A 21,102-nucleotide genomic window follows, 5' to 3' on the forward strand; every position below is an offset into this window, starting at 1 on the left:
TCTGGAACCAGTCGTCGTCCGAGCACATGGGCTGGTGGCGAGCGTTCACAGCTAGGGAGTACGAAATGGCAAACGGAAGCGTCAAGTGGTTCAACGCCGAAAAGGGCTACGGTTTCATCACCGTCGAGGGGGGCGGGCAGGATGTCTTCGTTCACTACTCAGCCATCGACATGAGCGGCTACAAGGTCCTCGAGGAGGGCCAGGCAGTCGTCTTCGAAGTCGGCACCGGCAACAAGGGCCCGCAGGCCGAGGCTGTTTGCCTCGCCTGACTCGGCATCCTTCTGAAAGGGCGTCACCCCGCTGATGGGGTGGCGCCTTTTCCGTCGGTCCGGCTTCCTTCGCGCGGCGCTCCCGACGCACTTGCACTCACAGGGGGTGAGTGCCAGAATCAATTGGCACTCCTCTGTAGTGAGTGCCAAGGTTCATGCTTCATTACGTCCGGGAGGGACGAAAAACCACATGGCAAAGATCATTGCTTTTGACGAAGAGGCCCGACGCGGCCTCGAGCGCGGCCTGAACATTCTTGCCGACGCAGTGAAGGTCACGCTCGGCCCGCGCGGTCGCAACGTCGTCCTCGAAAAGAAGTGGGGCGCCCCCACGATCACCAACGACGGCGTGTCCATCGCCAAGGAGATCGAGCTGGACGACCCCTACGAGAAGATCGGCGCCGAGCTGGTCAAAGAGGTCGCCAAGAAGACCGACGACGTCGCCGGCGACGGCACCACCACCGCCACCGTCCTCGCGCAGGCTCTCGTTCGCGAGGGTCTCCGCAACGTGGCTGCCGGCGCCGACCCGATCAGCCTGAAGCGCGGCATCGAGAAGGCCGTCGCGGCCGTCTCCGCGCAGCTGCTCGAGAACGCCAAGGAGATCGAGACCAAGGACGAGATCGCCGCCACGGCTTCCATCTCGGCTGCGGACCCCACGATCGGCGCGCTCATCGCCGAGGCCATCGACAAGGTCGGCAAAGAGGGTGTCGTCACCGTCGAGGAGTCGAACACCTTCGGCACCGAGCTCGAGCTCACCGAGGGCATGCGCTTCGACAAGGGCTACCTGTCGCAGTACTTCGTCACCGACCCCGAGCGCCAGGAAGCCGTCTTCGAAGACGCCTACATCCTGATCGTCAACTCGAAGATCTCGAACATCAAAGACCTGCTGCCGATCGTCGACAAGGTCATCCAGTCGGGCAAGCAGCTGCTCATCATCGCCGAGGACGTCGACGGAGAGGCCCTGGCCACTCTCGTAGTCAACAAGATCCGCGGCATCTTCAAGTCGGTCGCCGTCAAGGCCCCCGGCTTCGGCGACCGTCGCAAGGCTCAGCTGCAGGACATCGCGATCCTGACCGGCGGCCAGGTCATCTCGGAGGAGGTCGGTCTCAAGCTCGAGAACGCCACCCTCGACCTCCTCGGCCGTGCCCGTAAGGTCATCATCACCAAGGACGAGACGACCATCGTCGAGGGCGCCGGCGAAGAGGACGTCATCGCCGGTCGCGTCAAGCAGATCCGTGCCGAGATCGAGAACACCGATTCCGACTACGACCGCGAGAAGCTCCAGGAGCGCCTCGCGAAGCTGGCCGGTGGCGTCGCCGTCATCAAGGCCGGCGCTGCGACCGAGGTCGAGCTCAAAGAGCGCAAGCACCGCATCGAGGACGCCGTTCGCAACGCGAAGGCCGCCGTCGAAGAGGGCATCGTCGCCGGTGGTGGCGTCGCCCTGATCCAGGCGGGCAAGCAGGTGCTCGACACCCTGAACCTCACGGGTGACGAGGCGACCGGTGCGAACATCGTCAAGGTCGCCATCGACGCTCCGCTCAAGCAGATCGCCTTCAACGCGGGCATGGAGCCCGGCGTCGTCGCCGACCGCGTGCGCAACCTGCCCGTCGGTCACGGCCTGAACGCCGCCACGGGCGAGTACGTCGACATGCTGGCCGCCGGCATCATCGACCCCGCCAAGGTGACGCGCTCCGCTCTGCAGAACGCCGCTTCGATCGCCGGCCTCTTCCTCACCACCGAGGTCGTCGTCGCCGACAAGCCCGAGAAGGTCTCGGCTCCGGCCGGCGACCCGACGGGTGGCATGGACTTCTAGTCCGGGCTGCTCTGCCGCTGCAACGCTCAGGCCGGTTCCCCTTCGGGGGAGCCGGCCTTTGCCGTTGCGCTCGCGGCGGCGGCCGCCGCGGCCGCTGGGCCTGAACCCTCGCGGACGGCGTGCGCGCCGCGCCTAGGCATTGCGCGGACGCCGTCCGCGAGGGTGTGTGCTGGGCGCGGGGGCCTGTGCCAGGGGAGTGATGGCGCTGGAAAGAGGAGTGGGCGCCTCCCGGAGCTGCACGTCGACGGGCTCGACCCTCGTCGCCGGACCACGCTACGGACCCAAGACCACCGCGGTGTCCGGGGGCGCGGGTCTGAGCCCCGCGTGGGGCTAGGCGGCGGCGGGGAGGAGCGGCAGCGAGACGCGGAAGGTGGCGCCGCCGCCAGGGGTGTCGAAGACGTCGACGTCGCCGTGGTGCGCCGCCACGATGCCCGACACGATGGCGAGGCCGAGCCCCGAGCCGCCGGTGTCGCGGGTGCGGGAGGTGTCGGCGCGCCAGAAGCGCTGGAAGATCTTCTCGCGGATCTGCGGAGGGATGCCCTCGCCGTGGTCGATCACGTCGATCGTCGCCATGCCGCGGCCCGGGTCGGCCTGCACGGCGAGCTCGATGGGCGCGTCGTAGTCGGTGAACCGCATCGCGTTGCCCATGAGGTTCGTGACGACCTGCCGGATCTTGTTCTCTTCGCCGAGCACGATCGGGCTGATGGCCCTCTCGGTCGCAGGATCGAGACGCGGAAGGTCTTCGGGTGGAGTGACCCCCGCGGCCGCGGCTCGGGCCCTGCGGGTGCGAAGCCGGGCGAGGGTGGCGCCGGCGAAGGCGATGGGGCCCGTGACGTTCGGTGACGCTGCGGCCGTGACGACTGCCCGTGGAACGACGTACTCTTCGGGGCGGTCGTCGCCCGGCTCGACGGGCTCGCGCACGATCACGCGGATCTCACGGTCGGTGTTCGACGCCATCGTGTCGAGCGCGGAGTCGCGGGCGATCGTGACCAGGTCGACGGGCCCGAGCTCGAGCGGCTTCGACTCGTCGAGGCGGGCGAGCTGCAACAGATCCTGCACCAGGCCGCCCATGCGGATGGCCTCTTTTTCGATGCGGTCCATCGCCTGGGCGACGTCTTCGGGCTTCTGCAGCGCGCCCATGCGGTAGAGCTCGGCGTAGCCGCGCAGCGAGACGAGGGGGGTGCGCAGCTCGTGGCTGGCGTCGCCGACGAAGCGCCGCATCTGGTCGATGGTTTTCGCACGATCGTCGAAGGCCGAGTCGATGCGCGAGAGCATGAGGTTGAGCGAGCCGTTGAGGCGGCCGACCTCGGTGTTGGGCGTGGTGGTGTCGAGGCGCTGGCTGAAGTCGCCGTCGGCGAAGCGGGCCGCGGTCTCTTCGACGTCTCGGAGGGGGGCGAACGTCGACGTCACCAGGAGGCGCGTGATGGCTGCGCCGAGCACGACGACCGAGAGACCGAACCCCAGGAAGATGTAGGTGAAACGGGCGATCGTGTTGTTGGTCTGGGCGAGGTTGGTACCGGTCACGACGCTGTTCACGCTCGTCGTGCCCGTGGTCGTGTCGGTCACGTCTCTTTCGGTGGCGAACAGCCGCCACTCCTGCGTGTGAGTCTTGTTGTAGGCGGTGAACGCCCCTTTGTGCTTCTTCACGTCGGCCGCCGTGAAGCCGGGCAGGTAAGGGTTCGAGCCCTTGTCGAGATCACGCTCGTTGTCGCAGACGAGTGTGCCGTCGGGGGCGATGATCGCCAGGTACGCCGACGACTCGTAGCCGAACTGGGCGATGCAGTAAGTGCCGGCCTTCTGCACCGTGCCCGTGCTGTTGGCCGCCGTCGACAGGTTCGTGTTGACCTGCGCATACAGATACGTGCTGAGCACCGTCATCGTGCCGAGGCCCGCCACGAGCAGCCCGAGGGTCACCAGAGCCACCGTGATGCCGGTGATCTTGGTGCGGATGGAGATCTCGTTCCACCACTGCGAGAGGCGACTGTGCATAGATCCGCCAGATTAGCGGCTGGAACTGAGAGGTGAGGCCGCGAGGGTCAGGCCTTGGCGGCCTTCAGCATGTAGCCGAAGCCGCGCTTGGTCTGAATGATCGGCTCGGCCGAGAACTGGTCGAGCTTGCGGCGGAGATACGAGATGTAACTCTCGACGATTCCGGCGTCGCCGTTGAAGTCGTACTCCCAGACGTGGTCGAGGATCTGAGCTTTCGAGAGCACGCGATTGGGGTTGAGCATCAGGTAGCGCAGCAGCTTGAACTCGGTGGGGCTGAGCTCGATCGCGGTGTCGCCGATGGTGACCTCGTGCGTGTCCTGGTCCATCGTGAGTTCGCCGGTGCGGATCACGGCGTCTTCGTCTTCGTTCATGGTGCGGCGGAGGATCGCCTTGATTCGGGCGACGATCTCGTCGAGGCTGAACGGCTTGGTGACGTAGTCGTCGCCGCCCACGGTGAGGCCGGTGATCTTGTCTTCGGTGTCGTCCTTCGCCGTGAGGAAGAGGATGGGCGAGGTGTAGCCGGACGAGCGGAGGCGCTTGGTCACGCCGAAGCCGTTCATGTCGGGCAGCATCACGTCGAGGATGATCAGGTCGGGCTCTTCTTCGAGAACCGCGGAGATCGCCTGCGCCCCGTTGCCCACGGCACGGACGGCGAACCCGGCGAACCGGAGGCTCGTCGTCAGGAGATCGCGGATGTTGGGCTCGTCATCGACGATCAGAATCTTGGGGCCATCGCTCATGGAATCAAGTATCTGCGCGCCGTCTAAGCGTTTCCTGGGAGTCGCTCGTGCGCGAGTTGTCTGTGGCCGGTGAGGCCGGGGCCCGCCTCGGCAGCCCGGGTCAGGCGGCGAGGGCGATCGAGTCGAGGATCGTGTAGCTGTAGCCCTGCTCGGCGAGAAAACGCTGGCGGTTCTGCGCGAAGTCCTGGTCGACGGTGTCTCGCGAGACGAGCGTGTAGAACGAGGCGGGCAACCCGCTCTTCTTCGGCCTCAGCAGCCGGCCGAGACGCTGCGCCTCTTCTTGACGCGAGCCGTAGGATCCGGAGACCTGGATCGCCACGGTCGCCTCGGGCAGGTCGACCGAGAAGTTCGCCACCTTCGACACCACGAGCACCTTGACCTCACCGTCGCGGAAGGCCTGATAGAGCCGCTGCCGTTCGTCGACGCTCGTCGCACCGGTCAACTTCGGGGCGTTCAGGCTCTCGGCCAACTCGTCGATCTGGTCGAGGTACTGGCCGATCACCAGGATCTGCTCGCCCTCGTGCTTCTTGACGAGGTCGCGCACGACATCGAGCTTGATCGGGGCGGTGGCCGCAAGACGGTAGCGCTCGTCGTCGGGGGAGGCGGCGTACTCGAGTCGGGCCTCCTGCGGCAGGTCGACGCGCACCTCGTAGCAGCTGGCAGGAGAGATGAAGCCCTGGGCCTCGATCTCCTTCCACGGGGCGTCGAAGCGCTTCGGGCCGATGAGGCTGAACACGTCGCTCTCGCGGCCGTCCTCGCGCACGAGCGTCGCGGTCAGCCCGAGTCGGCGGCGGGCCTGCAGCTCGGCGGTGAGCTTGAAGACGGGCGCGGGCAGCAGGTGCACCTCGTCGTAGACCACGAGGCCCCAGTCGAGCGCGTCGAGCAGAGAGAGGTGCGTGTACTTGCCCGCCCTGCGCGCGGTGAGGATCTGGTAGGTCGCGATGGTGACCGGTTTGATCTCTTTGACGGCGCCCGAGTACTCGCCGATCTCGTCTTCGGTGAGCGTGGTGCGCTTCAGCAGCTCGTCGCGCCACTGGCGGGCGCTCACGGTGTTGGTGACGAGGATGAGAGTGGTCGTCTTGGCCTCGGCCATCGCGCCCGCCCCGACGAGGGTCTTGCCCGCGCCACAGGGCAGCACGACGACGCCCGAGCCGCCGGCGAAGAAGTTGTCGACGGCCTTCTGCTGGTAGTCGCGGAGGTGCCATTCGGAAGTGTCGAGGTCGATGTCGTGCGGGGTGCCCGGGGTGTAGCCGGCGTGGTCTTCAGCGGGCCAGCCGAGCTTGATCAACTGCTGCTTGACCTCGCCTCGAGCCCAGGGCAGCAACTCCCACAGATCGTCGGCGCGCTTCACGCCGAGCAGCTCGCCGACCTTCTTGGCGCGGGTGACCTCGCCGAGCACGGCCTTGTCGGTGCCTCGGAGCAGCAGCTGGTCGCCGTCGCGCTCGATCACGATCCGGCCGTAGCGGGCCACGGTCTCGGTCATGTCGACGGTGACGCTCTGCGGCACCGGGAACTTGCTGTACTTCTCGAGGGTCGCCAGCATGTCGTCGGCGGAGTGGCCGGCAGCACGCGCGTTCCAGAGGCCGAGGCGCGTGATGCGGTAGGTGTGCACGTGCTCGGGGGCGCGTTCGAGCTCGGCGAAGACGGAGAGATCGTGCCGGGCGTCTTCGGCGTCGGGGTGGGCGACTTCGAGCAGCACGGTGCGATCGCTTTGGACGATCAGGGGTCCGTTCACAACCGATGATCCTATGCGCGGCCCCTGTGAGCCGATCAGGGGTGCAGCTCTGTTCGGACGATCAGCGATCCTCTGCGCGGCCCCTGTGAGCCGGTCGGCCTACTCGAGAGTGCGCAAATCGCGGCTGAGCGCGAAAGTGAGCCGCGAGTCGCGCACTCTCGGCGGGATGTTCAGCGCGGGGCGGCGGCGACGGCGACGATGCTCGAGAGCGGCAGGGTGCGCTCGATGTCCGAGCGGCGGTCGCGGCCGCGCACGCGCCCGCCGCCGACGCCGGTCGGCTCCATCTGCAGCTCGGAGGTCGAGCCGTCCGGCATCGCGACGGTCACGAGCACGGTGAGCCTGCCCTTGACGGCGGCGTCGAGCTGGCGCGCGATCCAGGCGCGGTCGGTGTCGGACTCGCTGCCCGACGACGACGAGACCACCCGCGCGACGAGGTCGCCGAGCTGGTCGGTCGTCGCGGCCGGTGCGGGCCTCCGTGACCGGCGGCGTCGGGGCGCTCGCAGCGCCTCCTGGTCGACGCCCTCGACGATGACGGGGTAGCGCTCGTCGACGAGCCCCCAGTAGACGGTCTCGGCGTCGAATCGGCACAGCATTCGCAGCGGACCGACCCGCCTGAGGCCGAGCGGAGACAGCGCCTGGTCGACCTCGACCGTGTCGAGGAACGCAGGATCATCGGCGCGCAGCTGGCTCACCGCCCCGAACCGCAGAGCCTCCTGGTCGAGCCCGCCCGCGCGCCCCGGCCTGTCGGCCTCGAGGGTCGACACTCGGTATCGACCGTGCCGCGCGGCCGTCTCGGTCAGCAGATAGTCGACCGGCTGGGGGATGCCCGTCGACGACAGGGCGCCGAGGAATTCGCGAAGGCCCTTCTCGGTCTCGCCCTCGCTCAGTGCACGCTGGATTCCCGCCTCGCTGATGCGGTAGGTCGCCGCGAGCCCGGCACTCTCGACCTCGGCGATCGTCCGGAGCCGCGCGTCGAGGTCGGGCGCGAGCGGGCCCGGTGCCACGACGGTGAGGTCGTGCTGAAGGTAGACGCTGTCGATCGCCGTCGGCATGAGGGTGGCGACGATCGCCTCGGCCGCGTCGACGCCGTCGCGCAGCAGGGCGATGGCGACGCTGGTCGGCCGCGACCCCGTCGTCAGGCCGAACAGCTCGGCCGCCCGCTCGAACGCGGCGAGGCGGTCGGGCACCCACGCGTGCCCGGCAGGGAAGAACCAGTCGCTGAACGTGCGCAGCGGCTCGCCCCACGACGTGTCGGCGCGCTGGTCGAGCACCACGCGCACCTCACGGGGCAGGGTGTCGAGCCAGGATCCGACGAGTCGCGCCCAGCGCTCGGCCCACGTCGCGAGCAGCCAGGCATCGGCCTCGGGGCCGGGGCCCCAGCCGTCCGGGCCCGGCTCGACCAGACCCGCAGCGCTCGCCGCCGAGAGCAGAGGTGCGACGTCGTCGACGTCGACGCGCGCGGATTCGGCCAGGCGTCGGGTCTCGGGCAGGGCGAGGCCGCCCTTGGCCAGCTCGCGCGCCGGTGACGTCGTCACGGCCCGAACGATCTCGGCCGTCTCGACGACGACGGCGTACAGGCGCTCGGAACTCGTCGCATCCTGCGCCTCTCGATCGACGGAGTCGACTGCCTCGAGCACGACCGGAGGCGTGGTGGTCGCCAGCTCGAGCGCCGACAGGGTCGTGTCGTCGTCGAGGACGAGCGCGACGGCGTCGAGTGTGACCGTGCGGTCGGTGCCCTCGACGGGCAGCGCCAGGAAGAGCACGCGGACGTGCTCGGCCGCGCGCTCGACGTCGGCGACCGACACGGAGAATGCGGGTGCTATGGCCTCGAGAAGACCCGCGGGGTCGGCGGCCGTGCGCGCCGCCTGAAGAGTGAGGAGGGCAACCCGGTCGAGTCGGCTCAGGGCGTCGCGGATCGACGCGTGCTCGAGGAGGGAGTCGGCGAGGTCGAAGGCGTCTTTGACCTGCGCGGCCCGCGCGATCTGGCGCTCGCGGAGGCGCACGCGCAGCTCGTCGGCGGAGAGTTCGCGGAGGGCACCGGCGAGTTCGAGCGCGCTAGCCACGGGGCGCCGTTGCACCGGGGCGGTCGGCGCTGCCGATCAGCGTGAGGTGCCCTTGTTCTTTCGGGACAGACGCACGATGTTGACGACGATCAGCGCCAGGATCATCAGCACGGCGATCGGGAAGGCGATCTCAGGAAGCAGGTTGATGGTGGGCCAGATGCCGGCGCGCGAGTTGCTCGCCCCCGTCACCGAGCCGACGAGTGTGAGCACGATGCAGACAACGCCGAGACCGACGACGGAGATGGCACCGAAGATGAGCACGCGCGCCACACGCTCGATGCCGTGCAGGCTGCCGCTGGTTTCGATGTTCTTGGCCACGGAGCCAAGCGTAGCCGGGCGAGCCCGACCTGTGGGCCCGGGATCCTGCCGTCGCCCACGGGCGCACGCGGTCGTCTGCCGTCGCCTGTGTCACCGTAGTGAGCCGCCGTCGAGTGGGGCCCGTATGCTGAGGTCGCCCCAAAACCCCTAGGAGTCCAGTCATGCCCACCGGCAAGGTCAAGTTCTACGACGACGAGAAGGGCTTCGGCTTCATCTCGAGCGATGACGGCCAAGAGGTCTTCCTCCACGCGTCGGCCCTGCCCGCCGGCACGACCGGTGTGAAGGCCGGCACCCGCCTCGAGTTCGGCATCGCCGACGGCAAGAAGGGCGCGCAGGCGCTCTCGGTGCGTGTGCTCGACAAGCCCGTCAGCCTCGCCCAGCGCAACCGTCGGTCGGCCGAAGACATGGCCGTCATCGTCGAAGACCTGGTCAAGGTGCTCGACGACGCCGGCAACAAGCTGCGCCGCGGCCGCTACCCGGCCAACGGCAAGCCGATCGCCGCCATGCTGCGCAACATCGCGGACGACCTCGATGCCTGACGCGGCCATCGACACCGAGGCGTACTACGCCCTCGCTCGTCGAGCCCTGCTCGAGATCACGCGCGACGACACCCTCGGCGAACCCCTCGAGATCGTCGACGAGGGCGAAGGCGTGGCCACCGTCCGCTTCGCCAACACTCTGCCCGGCTACCCCGACTGGAAGTGGACGGTCAGCATCGCCCACGTCGAGGGCGAAGAGCCCACCGTGCTCGAGACCGAGCTGCTGCCCGGCGACTCGTCGCTGCTCGCGCCCGACTGGGTGCCGTGGGCCGAGCGGCTCGCCGAGTACGAGGCGACGCAGGAGGCGGCGCACGCGGCCGAGCACAGCGACTCGGGTGAAGCGGGCGACGACTCGGACGATGACGATGACGACGACGATTCTGACGACGACGATTCTGACGACTCCGACGACGACGACGATTCTGACGACGATGACGAGTCGGACGAATACGACGACGACGAAGACGACGACCTCGAAGGCGACGCGGGCGACGACGAGTTCGACGGCGTCGACGTGGAGGAGGCGGCTGAGGCCGCCGGCCTCGACGCCAGTGCCGCCGAAACGCGCAGCGGCGACGACGACGAGTCGGAGTAGCACCTCAACACCGTCACACGGCTGTGGCGGTAGCCCTCGGGCCACCGCCGCAGCCGTTTCTCGACGTGCGGCCGAATTCGCGCTAGGCGGAGATCGCCTCGACGACGAACTCGATCGAGCGGATCAGCTGGCGCACGTCGTCGGGCTCGATGGCCGTGAACGTGGCGATGCGCAGCTGGTTGCGGCCGAGTTTGCGGTAGGGCTCGGTGTCGACGACGCCGTTGGCGCGCAGGATCTTCGCCACGGCGGCCGCATCGATGGTCTCGGCGAAGTCGATGGTCGCCACCACCTGCGAGCGGTGCTCGGGGTCGACGACGAACGGCGTCGCGTACTCCGAAGCGGTCGCCCAGTCGTAGAGCGCGCCCGACGACTCCTTGGTGCGGGCGTCGGCCCAGTCGAGACCGCCGTTGCCGCGGATCCAGTCGATCTGGTCTTCCATCAGCAGGAGCGTGGCGAGAGCCGGCGTATTCAGCGTCTGGTCGAGGCGGGAATTGTCGACGGCGTTCTTGAGGCTCAGGAACTCGGGGATGTAGCGGTCGGTCGCAGCGATCCGGTCGATGCGCTCGAGGGCGGCGGGCGACATGAGTGCGAACCAGAGACCACCGTCCGAGGCGAAGTTCTTCTGCGGGGCGAAGTAGTACACGTCGGACTCGGCGGCGTCGAACTGCGCGCCGCCCGCAGCACTCGTGGCGTCGACGACGGTGAGCGCGCCGGCGTCGCCGCGCACCCGCGTGACCGGAGCCATGACGCCGGTGGAGGTCTCGTTGTGCGGCCAGGCGTAGACGTCGACGCCGGCGACGATCTCGACCTCGGCGCGCGAGCCGCCGTCGGCCGTGATCACGTGCGGCTTCTCGAGCCAGGGGGCGCCGGCCGCCTTGGCGAACTTCGAGCCGAACTCGCCGAACGAGAGATTCTCGGCGCGCTTGTCGATGAGGCCGAACGACGCGGCGTCCCAGAACGCGGTCGAGCCGCCGTCGCCCAGAACGACCTCGTAGCCCTCGGGCACGGAGAAGAGATCAGCGAGACCCTCGCGCACGCGGCCGACGAGGTCTTTGACCGGAGCCTGGCGGTGCGAGGTGCCGAGGATCGAGGCCCCCTGCGTCACGAGGTGCTCGAGCTGCGCACCCCGGATCTTCGACGGGCCGCAGCCGAAACGGCCGTCGGCGGGGAGGAGATCCTGAGGGATCGTGATGTCTGTGATCGTTCGTGTGTCCGGCATGCGTTCGATCGTATCGACGGCGCAGAGCCCGATGAGGCTGCGCCAGGATCGTCCAGTAGACGCGCAGGTGAATCGGTCGTAACAGGCGAGCCGGTAGGATTGCGGGTAAAGCGCCCTGTTGCTTTCGAGCGCTGTACCGGGAGGCACTGTTGACCGATCTCGTCGACACCACAGAGATGTACCTTCGCACGATCCTCGACCTCGAGGAGGAGAACATCGTGCCTCTCCGTGCCCGCATCTCCGAGCGCCTCGGCCACTCCGGCCCGACCGTCTCGCAGACGGTGGCCCGCATGGAGCGCGACGGCCTCGTGATCGTGTCGGGCGACCGCCACCTCGAGTTGACCGAGGCGGGGCGCACGAAGGCGACCCATGTGATCCGCAAGCACCGTCTCGCCGAGCGTCTGCTCGCCGACGTGATCGGCCTCGACTGGGCCTTCGTCCACGACGAGGCCTGCCGCTGGGAGCACGTGATGAGCGAGCAGGTCGAGCGCCGCCTGCTCGACATGCTCGACCACCCGACCGAGTCGCCCTACGGCAACCCCATCCCGGGTCTCGACGAGCTCGGCGACTCCCCGGCGGGGCGCTTCATGGACGGCGTCATCTCGATCGTCGACGTGGCAGCTCAGAATCCCAGCGGAAAGTCAGGAACGATTCGTCGCCTGGCAGAGCCCGTGCAGTTCGAGCCCGAGTTCCTCCAGCAGCTGCACGACTCCGGGGTACAACCCGGCAAGACGGCCACGGTGTCTGCGGCGGGCTCGTACATCTCCATCCGCGTCGAGGGGTACGACGCGGCGATCGAGCTCGCGCCCGACGTCGCATCGCACATCTACCTCTCCGCGTAGTTCTGCGGGCAGATCTTTACCTTTTCGTTACAAAGATCAGCCTTCAGGATGACACCGGCGTCGTACTCGGGTACGCTCGCCAAGTCCGAACAGCCAGGAAGGCCGGTTGTCGGATCCGTGGCAAGACGTCTCCGACCCCGTCTCTTGCTGTGAGTCGTTGATCCAACGAACGGGATGGGGACAGCCCTGCAGGCTGTCGAGGCGCAGGAGAGACCCACTCTTGACCAATGGCATCATCATGACGCCGAGCACACAGCTCGCCCGTCGATCGACTCCCCGCACCGACCCGATCCGCACCGGTCCCATCACGACCGTGACGCAGACCGCTGCCGCCGCACCGACCACCCGTCGTGCCGCTCGCGAGGCCGGACGAGCCCAGGAGCGCGCTGCCGCTGCGGCCGCCCGCTCGAAGCGCACCGGCGCCAAGAAGACGGTCGTGTCGGTCGCCGTCATGACGATCACCGCGGGCCTCTTCGGCACCATGGCCCTCCCCGCCTTCGCCCACCCGGCGACCACCGCCACCGGCTCGTCGGCCAGCGCCGCCGCCATCGCTTCGGCTCGCGCCACCGGCGCCCAGAACATGAAGGTCGCCAGCACCGTCGCCGGCGCCGCCGTCTCTCGCGACACGTACACGACGACCCTGCCCGTGGTGCAGACCGCGACCACGAAGCTGGCCTCGACCGCCACTGCGTCGACCACTGCGGCCGCCGAGGCCTCGCGTGCCACCTTCGCCGCGAGCACCGCCTACACCGGCCAGACCGCGGCCGACTACCTCGCCGCCCCGGCCCACCCCGCCTTCAGCCTCGCGGCCGTCTACCAGACGGCCCTGCAATACCAGGGCGTGCCCTACGTCTTCGGCGGCGCCACCCCGGCCGGCTTCGACTGCTCCGGCTTCGTCATGTACGTCTACGCGCAGTACGGCATCTCGCTCCAGCACTCCGTGCCGCTCGAAGACGCCGCAGGCACCACGATCTCGCAGGCCGACGCCGAGCCCGGCGATCTCGTCGTCTTCGACAACGAAGAGCACATCGGCTTCTACGCCGGCAACGGCATGATCCTCGACGCCCCCAAGCCCGGCGGCGTCGTGAGCGTCCGACCCATCTGGGACCAGGCGCACCACTTCGTGCGCCTCGGCATCAAGTAAGAGCCGAGCCGTCGGATCCTGCGGCCCTGTCGGCCTCGCAGCCAGGCTTCGCCCCGTGAACCCTTTGTAAACCATGAGCCGCCCTGCTATGTGCAGGGCGGCTCATGTCGTAACCTGGTGCTCTCGGAGTTCCAGTACGCCCTTGGGAGAGTCTGATGTCGCACACAGGAGTCATCCGCACCATGGATGCACGCCTGAGCTGTGCCATACAGACTGGATCGCCAGCCGCCTGAAGCACCGTCACGTCGTGACGGTGCTTTTTTCGTCGGGCCCCACCCCTTCGCGTGCAGCACCCCGAGAGATCGAATGCCTGGAAGCCGTCCAGGCCGTTTCGAAAGGGACCCAATGCGCACTCTTGTCCTCAACGCCGGCTACGAGCCGCTGGCCGTCGTGTCGTTCCGCCGAGCACTCGTACTCGTGATGAGCCAGAAGGCGACGGTGCTGGCGGCCGACGCCGAGCACCCGGTGCTCGCCGCCACGACCGTCTTCGACCGGCCTTCCGTGATCGTGCTCACGCGCTACGTGCGGCTGCCGCACCAGCGCCAGATCCCCGTGTCCCGCCGTGGCGTGCTGCGACGCGACGCGCACAAGTGCGCTTACTGCGGCAAGGCGGCGACCACGATCGACCACGTGCAGCCGCGGTCGCGCGGCGGCCGCGACTCGTGGGAGAACCTCGTCGCCTGCTGCCTGAAGTGCAACAACATCAAGAGCGACCGCACGCCGCTCGAGATGGGCTGGAACCTCCGCTTTGTGCCGAAGGCGCCGCACGGCGTCGGCTGGGTCGTGCGCGGGGTCGAGCAGCCGCAGGCCGTCTGGGACGAGTACCTCGCCGCCGCCTAGCCTTCGGTAGGCTGGAGGGTCAGCCTCTGTAGCTCAATGGAAGAGCAGTTCCGTCCTAAGGAAAGGGTTGGGGGTTCGAGTCCCTCCAGGGGCACCTAGTCGTTCGGTCCGAGGGTGGCGGCCTCGTCCAGCACGCGTTCGACGTTCGACGGGTCGTGGGCGAAACGACCCAGGAAGAGGCCGTCGACGGCGGGTCGCAGCGAGGCCAGGAGGCCGGGGCCGGCGCTTCCGCCGTAGATGAGGGGAATGTCGGCGAGGGCCTGGGGTAGGCCGGCCCGGATTCCCTCGACGACGGCGCGGACGTAGTCGGCGGGGGCGGCCTCCGGGGCGCCGATCGCCCAGACGGGCTCGTAGGCGAGCACGATCCGTCCCTCCGACGCGTCGGCGACCTGCGTCAGGCAGGCGTCGACCGCGCCGGTGACCGTGGTGCGTTCGCCCTCACCGATGCAGAGCAGCGAGGCCAGCCCGGCATCCCGCGCCTGGGCCAGCTTCGCTCGGATCACCTCGGGCGTCTCGCATCTCGTGGCTCGCCTCTCGGCGTGCCCGATCTCGACGAGTTGCACACCCATCTCGGCGAGCAGCGTCGCCGGGACATCGCCCGTGTGGGGCCCGGCAGCGTCTGAGGAGACGTCCTGCGCCGCGACGACCACGGCCGAGCCCGCGGCTAGACGGACGGCCGACTCGAGCAGCGGCTCGGAGGGTGCGATGAAGAGCCGCACCCGCCCGGAGGAGACGGCCTCGTGGTGCCGCGCGATGTCGGTGACCTGCTGCAGCCACTCCAGCGAGGCTCGGTAGCCGAGGTACGACTTGGTGCTGATTCCGACGATGACAGGGCGACTCGACATGGTTCGAGCGTAGGTCAGTGCGCCGTGAAGGCGCCGTCGATGAGCGGCTGCGGGGTCGTCAGATGGCGGGGATCGCCGACGGCGTCAGCTGCGAGCGGTCACCGTCGGCACCGTTTCGGAGGGCGCCGACGACGTCGTCGAACGGTGCGCCGAGACGAATGGCGCTCGCCGTCTCGAGAGCCTCGTAGTGCCGGTCGTCGAGCTCGACGTCGAGCGACGCCAGGTAGCCGTCGAGGTGGGCCGTCGTGCGGGGCCCCACGATGGGCACGAGCGACGTCGCCGACAGTGAGGCGCGCTTCCGCAGCCAGGCCAGCGCGATCTGGGCCGGCGGCGTCTCGAGGGCGGAGGCGACGTCGAGGACCGCGTCGAGGACGGCGTCGCGCTGCCCCGAGTGCAGCCGGTCGGAGGTGCTCAGCCTTCCCTCTTCGCCGCGTCGGTACTTGCCCGTGAGCAGGCCGCCGGCGAGCGGCGAGTACATCACGACACCGAGCCCGTGCGCCTCGGCCATCGGCAGCAGCTCTCGCTCGGCAGAGCGTTCTGCGAGGCTGTACTCGGTCTGAATGCCGATGACGGACGAGCCCGAGCCGAGCTCGGAGCGGAGGGCGGCCCCGGCGACGCGCCACGCGGGGAAGTTCGACAGGCCGCCGTAGCGGATCTTGCCCGCCTGGATGAGCTCGTCGAATCCTGCCAGGATCTCGGCCATGGGCGTGATGCCGTCAGGGAAGTGCGGCATGAGGATGTCGACGTAGTCCGTCTTCAAGCGAGCGAGGCTGTCTTCGACGGACCGCACCATCGACTTGCGGGAGTTGCCGGTGACGCTCGGCCGAGCCTGCGGGTCGATGCTGGCGCTGTATTTCGTCACCACGACGAAGCGGTCGCGCTCGTGGCCGAGCAGGGTGCCGAGAACTCGCTCGCTCTCGCCGGCCTGGTAGATGCTCGAGGTGTCGAAGGTCGTGCCTCCGGCTGCGACGAACGAGTCGAAGATCGCACGCGACCCCTCGACCCCCGCCGATGTCGGCGCGGACCCGAAGTTGGCTGTCCCGAGCACGAGTTCGGAGACGCGCAAGCCGCTCCGTCGCCCGAATGTCTGATAGCGCATGAGCGCTCCTTCCGTTCGCGATCGATTAGGCTAGGAACGTATCACAAAACGAAAGGTCGTTCTCTTTTGCCGAAGGTGAGCCAATCGCACCTCGACGCGCGTCGCGAGCAGATCCTCGACGCCGCTCGCGACCTCTTCGCCGCGCGAGGTTTCGCCCACACGTCGATGCCCGACATCGTCGAGAAGTCCGGGCTCTCGGTCGGCGCGATCTACCGCTACTTCACTGGCAAGGACGAGATCGTCCGGGCGATCTGCGAGCAGGGCGCCCAGTCGCTGCCCGGTGAATTGACGGCACCCGCCATCCGGGCCTTCCTGGAGGAGGTGCAGACGCTGTCGAAGCAGCGAGGGCACGCCCAGCTCGTCGCCCAGATCTACGCCGAGGCAGCTGTCTCGCCCGACGTGGCGGGCATCGTCCGCACTCAACTCGACGAGGTCCGGGCGCGCCTTGCGGCACTCGTGCCCGAGCGGGACGCCGCCGACGCCCGTCGAATGGCGGTGGCCTTCGCGGCGCTCTGCCAGGGGTACTCACTGCAGATGGCGGTGGGTGTCGACGTCGACGTCGATGCCGCCACCGCCGCGCTCCTGGCCGCGAGCAGGCTCTGACCGTCTCGACCCGGAGCTCGAGTGAGCCGGCCGCCGATGTCGCGCAGGTGCGTCGAGGGGTCAGGCGCCCGCGCCGCCGTCGACCGGGACGATGGCACCGGTGACCGCCGAGGCGCGGTCGCTGAGGAGGAACCCTGCGACCTCCGCCACCTCGCGAGGCGTCGCCATCCTGCCGATGGGGCTGGCCGCGTTGTTGGCCTCGATGATGCCGGGGGCCTGAGCCTCCCACTCGTCCATCATCTCGGTCGCGGTGCCGCCCGGAGTGATGCCGTTGACCCGGATGCCCTCGGCCGCCCAGGTGACGGCAGCGGTCTCGGTGATGCTGTTGAGGGCGCGCTTCATGGCGGCGTAGGCGGGCAGCGGAGGGACGGCCCGACGACTGCCGATGCTGGACGTGTTCACGATTGCACCCCCGCCGGACTTCCGCATGAGGGCCGCCTCGGCGACCATCGCGACCCAGTGCGAGCGGAAGTTCACGGTGAACTGCTCGTCGATGTCGTCGTCGGGGGTGCTGTCGAGCGGGCCGATGACCCGCTGGCCCACCCCGCCGTTGTTGAAGGCGGCGTCGAGGCGGCCGTGCAACTGCTCGACCCGATCGACGGCGGCGCGGATGGACGTGCGGTCGGTGAGGTCCATGGCGACGGAGTCGGCCGTGCCGCCGCCTGTGCGGATCTCGTCGACGAGAGCGTCGAGGGCCGTCGTGTTGCGGGCGGCGAGCACGACGGCTGCGCCCTCGCCGGCGAAGAGCCGAGCGGCCTCCGCGCCGATGCCGCGGCTGGCGCCGGTGATGAAGACGACCTTGCCGGCCAGCAGGGCGACGGGAGAGGATTCGGAGATGAGTGTCATATCGACACCGTCCCTCCTGTCGAGAACCGGATGCAGGCACAGACGGTACCAGGGTCGGCAGCCTCGAACGGCGCACACTGGGCGGATGGACAAGGACGAACTCGGCGCGTTCCTGCGCAGTCGGCGCGAGCGGCTCCACCCCGAAGACGTCGGGATGCCGTCAGGATCGAGGCGCCGCACCCCCGGGCTCCGGCGCGAGGAGATCGCCGTGCTCGCTCACATCTCCATCGAGTACTACGTGCGTCTCGAGCAGGGCCGGGCGCCTCGCCCGTCGGCCGAGGTCCTCGCCGGCATCGCGGGCGCGCTCCGGCTGACGGATGCGGAGTCCGACCACCTCCACCTCCTCGCCGGCACCGCGCCCACCCCGTCGGGCGTGCACCGGCGCGATGTCCGGCCGAGCGTCCTCGCGCTGCTCGAGCGACTGCCCCAGACCGCGGGCATCGTGCTGTCCGTCGCCTACGAGGTGCTCGCCTGGAACGATCTCGCAGCGGCTTTGATGGAGGACTTCGCGGCACTCGAGCCCCGCGATCGCAACCTCGCACGTCGCGCGTTTCTCAGCCCCGGTGATCCTGAGGCTGCGATCTACGGGATCTCGGACGGCGTCGAGTTCAAAGTCGGAGTCGTCACGCGACTCCGGTCGGCGCAGGCGCGGTACCCGTCCGACCGTGCGATCGCCGACCTGATCCAGGATCTCCGCGACGGCAGCGCCGAATTCGCTCGCCTCTGGGAGCGCCACGACGTTCACGTGCCGCCGCCGCTCACCAAGACGTTCAGCGACACCCCTGTCGGCCCGATCACCGTCGACTGCGATTCGCTCACGATCGGTGAGCGCGACCAGCACCTCGTGCTCTACACGGCACCCGTCGGGTCTCGTGACGCCGAGAACCTCGCACTGCTCGGCGTCATCGGGGCTCAGGCGCTGTCGACTCGTCCGCACGCCTCGTGAGGCCTTCGTCGCGGCTGTCGCCGATGTCCGAGATGCGCAAATGGCGAGAACGAGTGAGAACCGTTCAGCTAGTTCGGTGGGGCCCTCACACCGATCCACGGGCAGTGCGGGCGGCCAGAACGAGTCGAGCCGATGTCGCGGGCCGAGCCCTGCTACGCCGACTTCCTTCGGCTCGACCCCGACGAGCGTCAGCGTCTGAGCCAGGTGATCGGGGTTCGGGGTGGTGAGGCCCCGAACCCCGAAAGCGCCTCGACCCTGATCCACATGACGAGGTAGCCCCAGTCTGCGCCCCCCGAGAAAGTCTGGCGACCCCTCTTCGGGGGCCATGTCAGAAGGGGGCGCCGAGGCGCGGGCCCCGGTCGCTGGGGGAGCGCCCGGGGCCCGCGGCCGACGACATGCGAAAGCGTTGAGGGCCCGGATCAGGGGGTCCCCGCTGCCGCGGCGAGATCGCCGACCTCGACCGAGTAACCAGCCCGGTCGGGGCAAAGTTAGTCGTGAACCGCGCGGTTCACCAGGGGCTTGCGCAAATCGCTCCTGAATGCGGGTCGTGCGGAGTCGGCGCGACGGGCGTCGCGAAGAGCGTCGGGTCGATTGTCAGGCCTTCCAGAATGGGACTATGGTCGTTTTGTCGCCGTTTGCGCGACTTTCGACTGTCCATCAACAGAAGTCCTCCACGGGTCGACGACTCCGTCGCATCGGGCCCCGAAGGCACCAGGATCCAGGAGTTCCCATGGCTACCGAGACATCCGTCCAGCTCTACTCGGTGAGGGACGCGATCGCCGACGATCTCGTCGGCAGCATCGACCGTGTGGCTGCGATCGGCTACCAGAACGTCGAGCCGTACGGCTGGGTCGACCGGGCTCCCGCCTACGCGGCCGCGCTGAAGTCGGCCGGACTCGCCGCGCCCTCCGGCCACGCCCCCGCGATCGACTCCGATGACGCCGCTGTCATCTTCGACGCGGCAGCAGTGGTGGGCATCGAGACGGTCATCGACCCGTTCATCCCCTCCGACCGTTGGCAGACCGCCGACGACGCGAAGAAGATCGCCGAGCGCGTCAACCAGCTGAGCGCCCAGGCGGCGACGTCGGGTCTGCGCTTCGGCTACCACAACCACCAGTGGGAGTTCGGCAACAAGGTCGACGGCCGCTCGATCTATCACACGTTCGTCGAGAACCTCGACCCGGCGGTCGTGCTCGAGCTCGACACGTTCTGGTCCACCGTCGGCGGCGCCGACACGGTCCAGCTGTTGAAAGACCTCGGCGACCGCGTGCAGTTCATCCACGTGAAAGACGGCAAGGTCTCCGGCGACATCGCCGCGATCCTGCCCTCCTCCGAGAGCGCTCTCGTGGTGCCCGACGAGCTGATGGCCGCGTTCAAGCTGCAGCTTCCCGCGGGTAGCGGAGACGTCGATGTCGCCGGCATCCTGAAGGCCGCCCCGCAGGCGCTGCGTGTCGTCGAGTTCGACGGCTACGCCGGCGACGTCTTCGAGGGAATCGCCACGTCCCTGGCGTGGCTGAAGGCGAACGACCCCGAGACCGTCAGCGCATGACGACGACCAGCACAGCCGCGGTCGGAGTCGGCTTCATCGGCGCGGGTGTCATCAGCACCCAGTACCTCGACAACCTCACCAAGTTCGCCGATGTGAAGGTGCTCTTCATCGCCGACATCAACCTGGCCGCTGCCGAGGCTCAGGCGACGAAGTACGGCATCGAGGGCTTCGGCACGGTCGACCAGCTGCTCGCGATCGACGAGATCGAGATCGTCGTCAACCTCACGATCCCGGCCGTCCACGCCGAGGTGGGGCGTCAGATCCTGAAGGCCGGCAAGAACGTCTGGAGCGAGAAGCCGCTGGCGCTCGCCGCCGAAGACGCCTCGTCGCTGCTCGCCGACGCGTCGGCCGCAGGCCTGCGGGTCGCCTGCGCACCCGACACGGTGCTCGGCGCGGGCATCCAGTCGGCACTCCGCGCCATCCGTGCAGGCAAGATCGGCGCGCCGCTCACGGCGACGACGCTCTTCCAGGTGCCCGGCCCCGAGTCGTGGCACCCCGGCCCCGAGTTCTTGTTCGCCAAGGGTGCCGGCCCGCTGTTCGACATGGGCCCGTACTACGTGACCACGCTCGTGCACGCGTTCGGCTCGGTCGACCACGTGCAGGCGGTGTCGTCGAAGTCGCATGACACGCGCACCATCGGCTCGGGCCCGCGCGCCGGCACCGTCTTCCCCGTCGAGGTACCGACGCACCACGCGGCGCTGATCTCGTTCGAGGGCGGCCAGTCGTCGCAGTCGACGTTCTCGTTCCAGCAGGCGCTGCCCCGCATGGGCTTCGTCGAGATCACCGGCACCGAGGGCACGATCGTCCTGCCCGACCCGAACACGTTCGAGGGCGACTCGACGCTGTGGCGATTCGGCCAGAGCGAGCCCGAGACGCTGACGGCCGAGGGCTCGACCTGGGGCCGCGGCACCGGCGTGGTCGACCTCGCGCGATCGATCCGCGCAGGCGTCACCGAGCACGCCAGCGGCGCCATCGCGTCGCACGTGCTCGACGTGCTGCTCGGCATCCGCGACGCGGCCGTCTCGAGCGAGACCGTCGCCCTGACGAGCTCGGTCGAGCAGCCGGAGACGCTGCCGGTCGACTTCGACCCGGCTGCCGCGACGCTTTAGCT

Annotated in this window: 21 protein-coding genes and 1 tRNA gene; 13 read left to right on the plus strand and 9 right to left on the minus strand. The window is 68.8% G+C overall.

Annotated features, from left to right (window positions below):
- The first annotated feature begins 65 nt into the window (after positions 1-65).
- Together AX769_RS07055 and groL are read left to right on the plus strand one after the other, a co-directional pair.
- Entirely contained in the window at positions 66-269 is a 204-nt protein-coding gene (locus AX769_RS07055; protein ID WP_066277529.1) for a cold-shock protein, read from the plus strand.
- Positions 270-459: 190 nt separating this feature from the next.
- Complete coding sequence (gene groL, locus AX769_RS07060) at positions 460-2,079, plus strand: chaperonin GroEL (RefSeq protein WP_066277531.1); 1,620 nt, start codon at positions 460-462, stop codon at positions 2,077-2,079.
- Positions 2,080-2,409: 330 nt separating this feature from the next.
- Here the strand turns inward: groL and AX769_RS07065 are convergent, their stop codons facing one another.
- The 5 genes from AX769_RS07065 to AX769_RS07085 all read right to left on the minus strand — a co-directional run bounded on the left by AX769_RS07065 (position 2,410) and on the right by AX769_RS07085 (position 8,924).
- Positions 2,410-4,068 (minus strand): cell wall metabolism sensor histidine kinase WalK, encoded by a 1,659-nt coding sequence (locus tag AX769_RS07065; protein ID WP_066277532.1) that lies wholly within the window; start codon positions 4,066-4,068, stop codon positions 2,410-2,412.
- A 47-nt stretch (positions 4,069-4,115) separates the two neighbouring features.
- A complete protein-coding gene (locus AX769_RS07070) occupies positions 4,116-4,808 on the minus strand; it encodes a response regulator transcription factor (RefSeq protein ID WP_066277534.1) in 693 nt (230 codons plus the stop codon).
- A gap of 100 nt (positions 4,809-4,908) precedes the next feature.
- Positions 4,909-6,543 carry a DNA repair helicase XPB gene (locus AX769_RS07075; RefSeq protein WP_204249332.1) on the minus strand — a complete coding sequence of 545 codons (1,635 nt, stop codon included), beginning with the start codon at positions 6,541-6,543 and terminating at the stop codon, positions 4,909-4,911.
- A gap of 170 nt (positions 6,544-6,713) precedes the next feature.
- The gene (locus AX769_RS07080; RefSeq protein ID WP_066277540.1) at positions 6,714-8,606 is read right to left on the minus strand and encodes a helicase-associated domain-containing protein; all 1,893 of its coding nucleotides are present in this window, start codon (positions 8,604-8,606) and stop codon (positions 6,714-6,716) included.
- 36 nt (positions 8,607-8,642) lie between these two features.
- On the minus strand, positions 8,643-8,924 hold the full coding sequence (locus tag AX769_RS07085) for a hypothetical protein (RefSeq protein WP_066277543.1): 282 nt from the start codon (positions 8,922-8,924) through the stop codon (positions 8,643-8,645).
- A gap of 161 nt (positions 8,925-9,085) precedes the next feature.
- On the opposite strand from AX769_RS07085, the gene AX769_RS07090 reads away from it, so the two are divergent.
- Both AX769_RS07090 and AX769_RS07095 read left to right on the plus strand, forming a co-directional pair.
- Positions 9,086-9,463, plus strand: coding sequence for a cold-shock protein (locus AX769_RS07090; RefSeq protein WP_066277545.1), 378 nt, complete (start codon positions 9,086-9,088; stop codon positions 9,461-9,463).
- A complete protein-coding gene (locus tag AX769_RS07095; protein ID WP_066277550.1) occupies positions 9,456-10,058 on the plus strand; it encodes a DUF3027 domain-containing protein in 603 nt (200 codons plus the stop codon). Before AX769_RS07090 ends, AX769_RS07095 begins: the two co-directional genes overlap by 8 nt.
- Before the next feature lie 82 nt (positions 10,059-10,140).
- Here the strand turns inward: AX769_RS07095 and serC are convergent, their stop codons facing one another.
- Entirely contained in the window at positions 10,141-11,277 is a 1,137-nt protein-coding gene (gene serC / locus AX769_RS07100; RefSeq protein WP_066277552.1) for a phosphoserine transaminase, read from the minus strand.
- Positions 11,278-11,426: 149 nt separating this feature from the next.
- On the opposite strand from serC, the gene AX769_RS07105 reads away from it, so the two are divergent.
- The 4 genes from AX769_RS07105 to AX769_RS07120 all read left to right on the plus strand — a co-directional run bounded on the left by AX769_RS07105 (position 11,427) and on the right by AX769_RS07120 (position 14,197).
- A complete protein-coding gene (locus tag AX769_RS07105) occupies positions 11,427-12,119 on the plus strand; it encodes a metal-dependent transcriptional regulator (RefSeq protein ID WP_066277553.1) in 693 nt (230 codons plus the stop codon).
- 220 nt (positions 12,120-12,339) lie between these two features.
- Positions 12,340-13,263, plus strand: a complete 924-nt coding sequence (locus tag AX769_RS07110; RefSeq protein ID WP_066277555.1) for a C40 family peptidase — start codon at positions 12,340-12,342, stop codon at positions 13,261-13,263.
- 345 nt (positions 13,264-13,608) lie between these two features.
- Positions 13,609-14,103 carry an HNH endonuclease gene (locus AX769_RS07115; RefSeq protein WP_066277558.1) on the plus strand — a complete coding sequence of 165 codons (495 nt, stop codon included), beginning with the start codon at positions 13,609-13,611 and terminating at the stop codon, positions 14,101-14,103.
- 22 nt (positions 14,104-14,125) lie between these two features.
- Positions 14,126-14,197, plus strand: a tRNA-Arg gene (locus AX769_RS07120).
- Between the two features lies 1 nt (position 14,198).
- On the opposite strand, the gene AX769_RS07125 is transcribed toward AX769_RS07120, so the two are convergent.
- Complete coding sequence (locus AX769_RS07125) at positions 14,199-14,948, minus strand: triose-phosphate isomerase family protein (protein WP_066277561.1); 750 nt, start codon at positions 14,946-14,948, stop codon at positions 14,199-14,201.
- A 58-nt stretch (positions 14,949-15,006) separates the two neighbouring features.
- Positions 15,007-16,047, minus strand: coding sequence for an aldo/keto reductase (locus AX769_RS07130; RefSeq protein ID WP_066277566.1), 1,041 nt, complete (start codon positions 16,045-16,047; stop codon positions 15,007-15,009).
- A 75-nt stretch (positions 16,048-16,122) separates the two neighbouring features.
- On the opposite strand from AX769_RS07130, the gene AX769_RS07135 reads away from it, so the two are divergent.
- The gene (locus tag AX769_RS07135; RefSeq protein ID WP_204249333.1) at positions 16,123-16,650 is read left to right on the plus strand and encodes a TetR/AcrR family transcriptional regulator; all 528 of its coding nucleotides are present in this window, start codon (positions 16,123-16,125) and stop codon (positions 16,648-16,650) included.
- 60 nt (positions 16,651-16,710) lie between these two features.
- On the opposite strand, the gene AX769_RS07140 is transcribed toward AX769_RS07135, so the two are convergent.
- Positions 16,711-17,496, minus strand: coding sequence for an SDR family NAD(P)-dependent oxidoreductase (locus AX769_RS07140; protein WP_066277573.1), 786 nt, complete (start codon positions 17,494-17,496; stop codon positions 16,711-16,713).
- A gap of 85 nt (positions 17,497-17,581) precedes the next feature.
- On the opposite strand from AX769_RS07140, the gene AX769_RS07145 reads away from it, so the two are divergent.
- The 4 genes from AX769_RS07145 (at position 17,582) to AX769_RS07155 (ending at position 21,100) form a co-directional block, all read left to right on the plus strand.
- A complete protein-coding gene (locus AX769_RS07145) occupies positions 17,582-18,442 on the plus strand; it encodes a helix-turn-helix transcriptional regulator (protein ID WP_066277578.1) in 861 nt (286 codons plus the stop codon).
- Positions 18,443-18,574: 132 nt separating this feature from the next.
- Positions 18,575-18,718, plus strand: coding sequence for a hypothetical protein (locus AX769_RS23775; RefSeq protein ID WP_157887494.1), 144 nt, complete (start codon positions 18,575-18,577; stop codon positions 18,716-18,718).
- A 454-nt stretch (positions 18,719-19,172) separates the two neighbouring features.
- Positions 19,173-19,991, plus strand: coding sequence for a sugar phosphate isomerase/epimerase (locus tag AX769_RS07150; protein ID WP_066277580.1), 819 nt, complete (start codon positions 19,173-19,175; stop codon positions 19,989-19,991).
- Complete coding sequence (locus AX769_RS07155) at positions 19,988-21,100, plus strand: Gfo/Idh/MocA family protein (protein ID WP_066277583.1); 1,113 nt, start codon at positions 19,988-19,990, stop codon at positions 21,098-21,100. Before AX769_RS07150 ends, AX769_RS07155 begins: the two co-directional genes overlap by 4 nt.
- Positions 21,101-21,102: the final 2 nt, after the last annotated feature.

Source organism: Frondihabitans sp. PAMC 28766 (assembly GCF_001577365.1).
In the GTDB taxonomy this organism is placed as follows: domain Bacteria; phylum Actinomycetota; class Actinomycetes; order Actinomycetales; family Microbacteriaceae; genus Frondihabitans.

Excerpts from the sequence above, each read along its gene's own strand:
- groL (WP_066277531.1), top strand. The coding sequence starts at position 460 with ATGGCAAAGATCATTGCTTTTGACGAAGAGGCCCGACGCGGCCTCGAG.
- AX769_RS07125 (WP_066277561.1), bottom strand. The coding sequence starts at position 14,948 with ATGTCGAGTCGCCCTGTCATCGTCGGAATCAGCACCAAGTCGTACCTC.
- AX769_RS07115 (WP_066277558.1), top strand. The coding sequence starts at position 13,609 with ATGCGCACTCTTGTCCTCAACGCCGGCTACGAGCCGCTGGCCGTCGTG.
- AX769_RS23775 (WP_157887494.1), top strand. The coding sequence starts at position 18,575 with ATGTCGCGGGCCGAGCCCTGCTACGCCGACTTCCTTCGGCTCGACCCC.
- AX769_RS07155 (WP_066277583.1), top strand. The coding sequence starts at position 19,988 with ATGACGACGACCAGCACAGCCGCGGTCGGAGTCGGCTTCATCGGCGCG.
- serC (WP_066277552.1), bottom strand. The coding sequence starts at position 11,277 with ATGCCGGACACACGAACGATCACAGACATCACGATCCCTCAGGATCTC.
- AX769_RS07130 (WP_066277566.1), bottom strand. The coding sequence starts at position 16,047 with ATGCGCTATCAGACATTCGGGCGACGGAGCGGCTTGCGCGTCTCCGAA.
- AX769_RS07055 (WP_066277529.1), top strand. The coding sequence starts at position 66 with ATGGCAAACGGAAGCGTCAAGTGGTTCAACGCCGAAAAGGGCTACGGT.
- AX769_RS07090 (WP_066277545.1), top strand. The coding sequence starts at position 9,086 with ATGCCCACCGGCAAGGTCAAGTTCTACGACGACGAGAAGGGCTTCGGC.
- AX769_RS07140 (WP_066277573.1), bottom strand. The coding sequence starts at position 17,496 with ATGACACTCATCTCCGAATCCTCTCCCGTCGCCCTGCTGGCCGGCAAG.
- AX769_RS07065 (WP_066277532.1), bottom strand. The coding sequence starts at position 4,068 with ATGCACAGTCGCCTCTCGCAGTGGTGGAACGAGATCTCCATCCGCACC.
- AX769_RS07145 (WP_066277578.1), top strand. The coding sequence starts at position 17,582 with ATGGACAAGGACGAACTCGGCGCGTTCCTGCGCAGTCGGCGCGAGCGG.
- AX769_RS07070 (WP_066277534.1), bottom strand. The coding sequence starts at position 4,808 with ATGAGCGATGGCCCCAAGATTCTGATCGTCGATGACGAGCCCAACATC.
- AX769_RS07150 (WP_066277580.1), top strand. The coding sequence starts at position 19,173 with ATGGCTACCGAGACATCCGTCCAGCTCTACTCGGTGAGGGACGCGATC.
- AX769_RS07095 (WP_066277550.1), top strand. The coding sequence starts at position 9,456 with ATGCCTGACGCGGCCATCGACACCGAGGCGTACTACGCCCTCGCTCGT.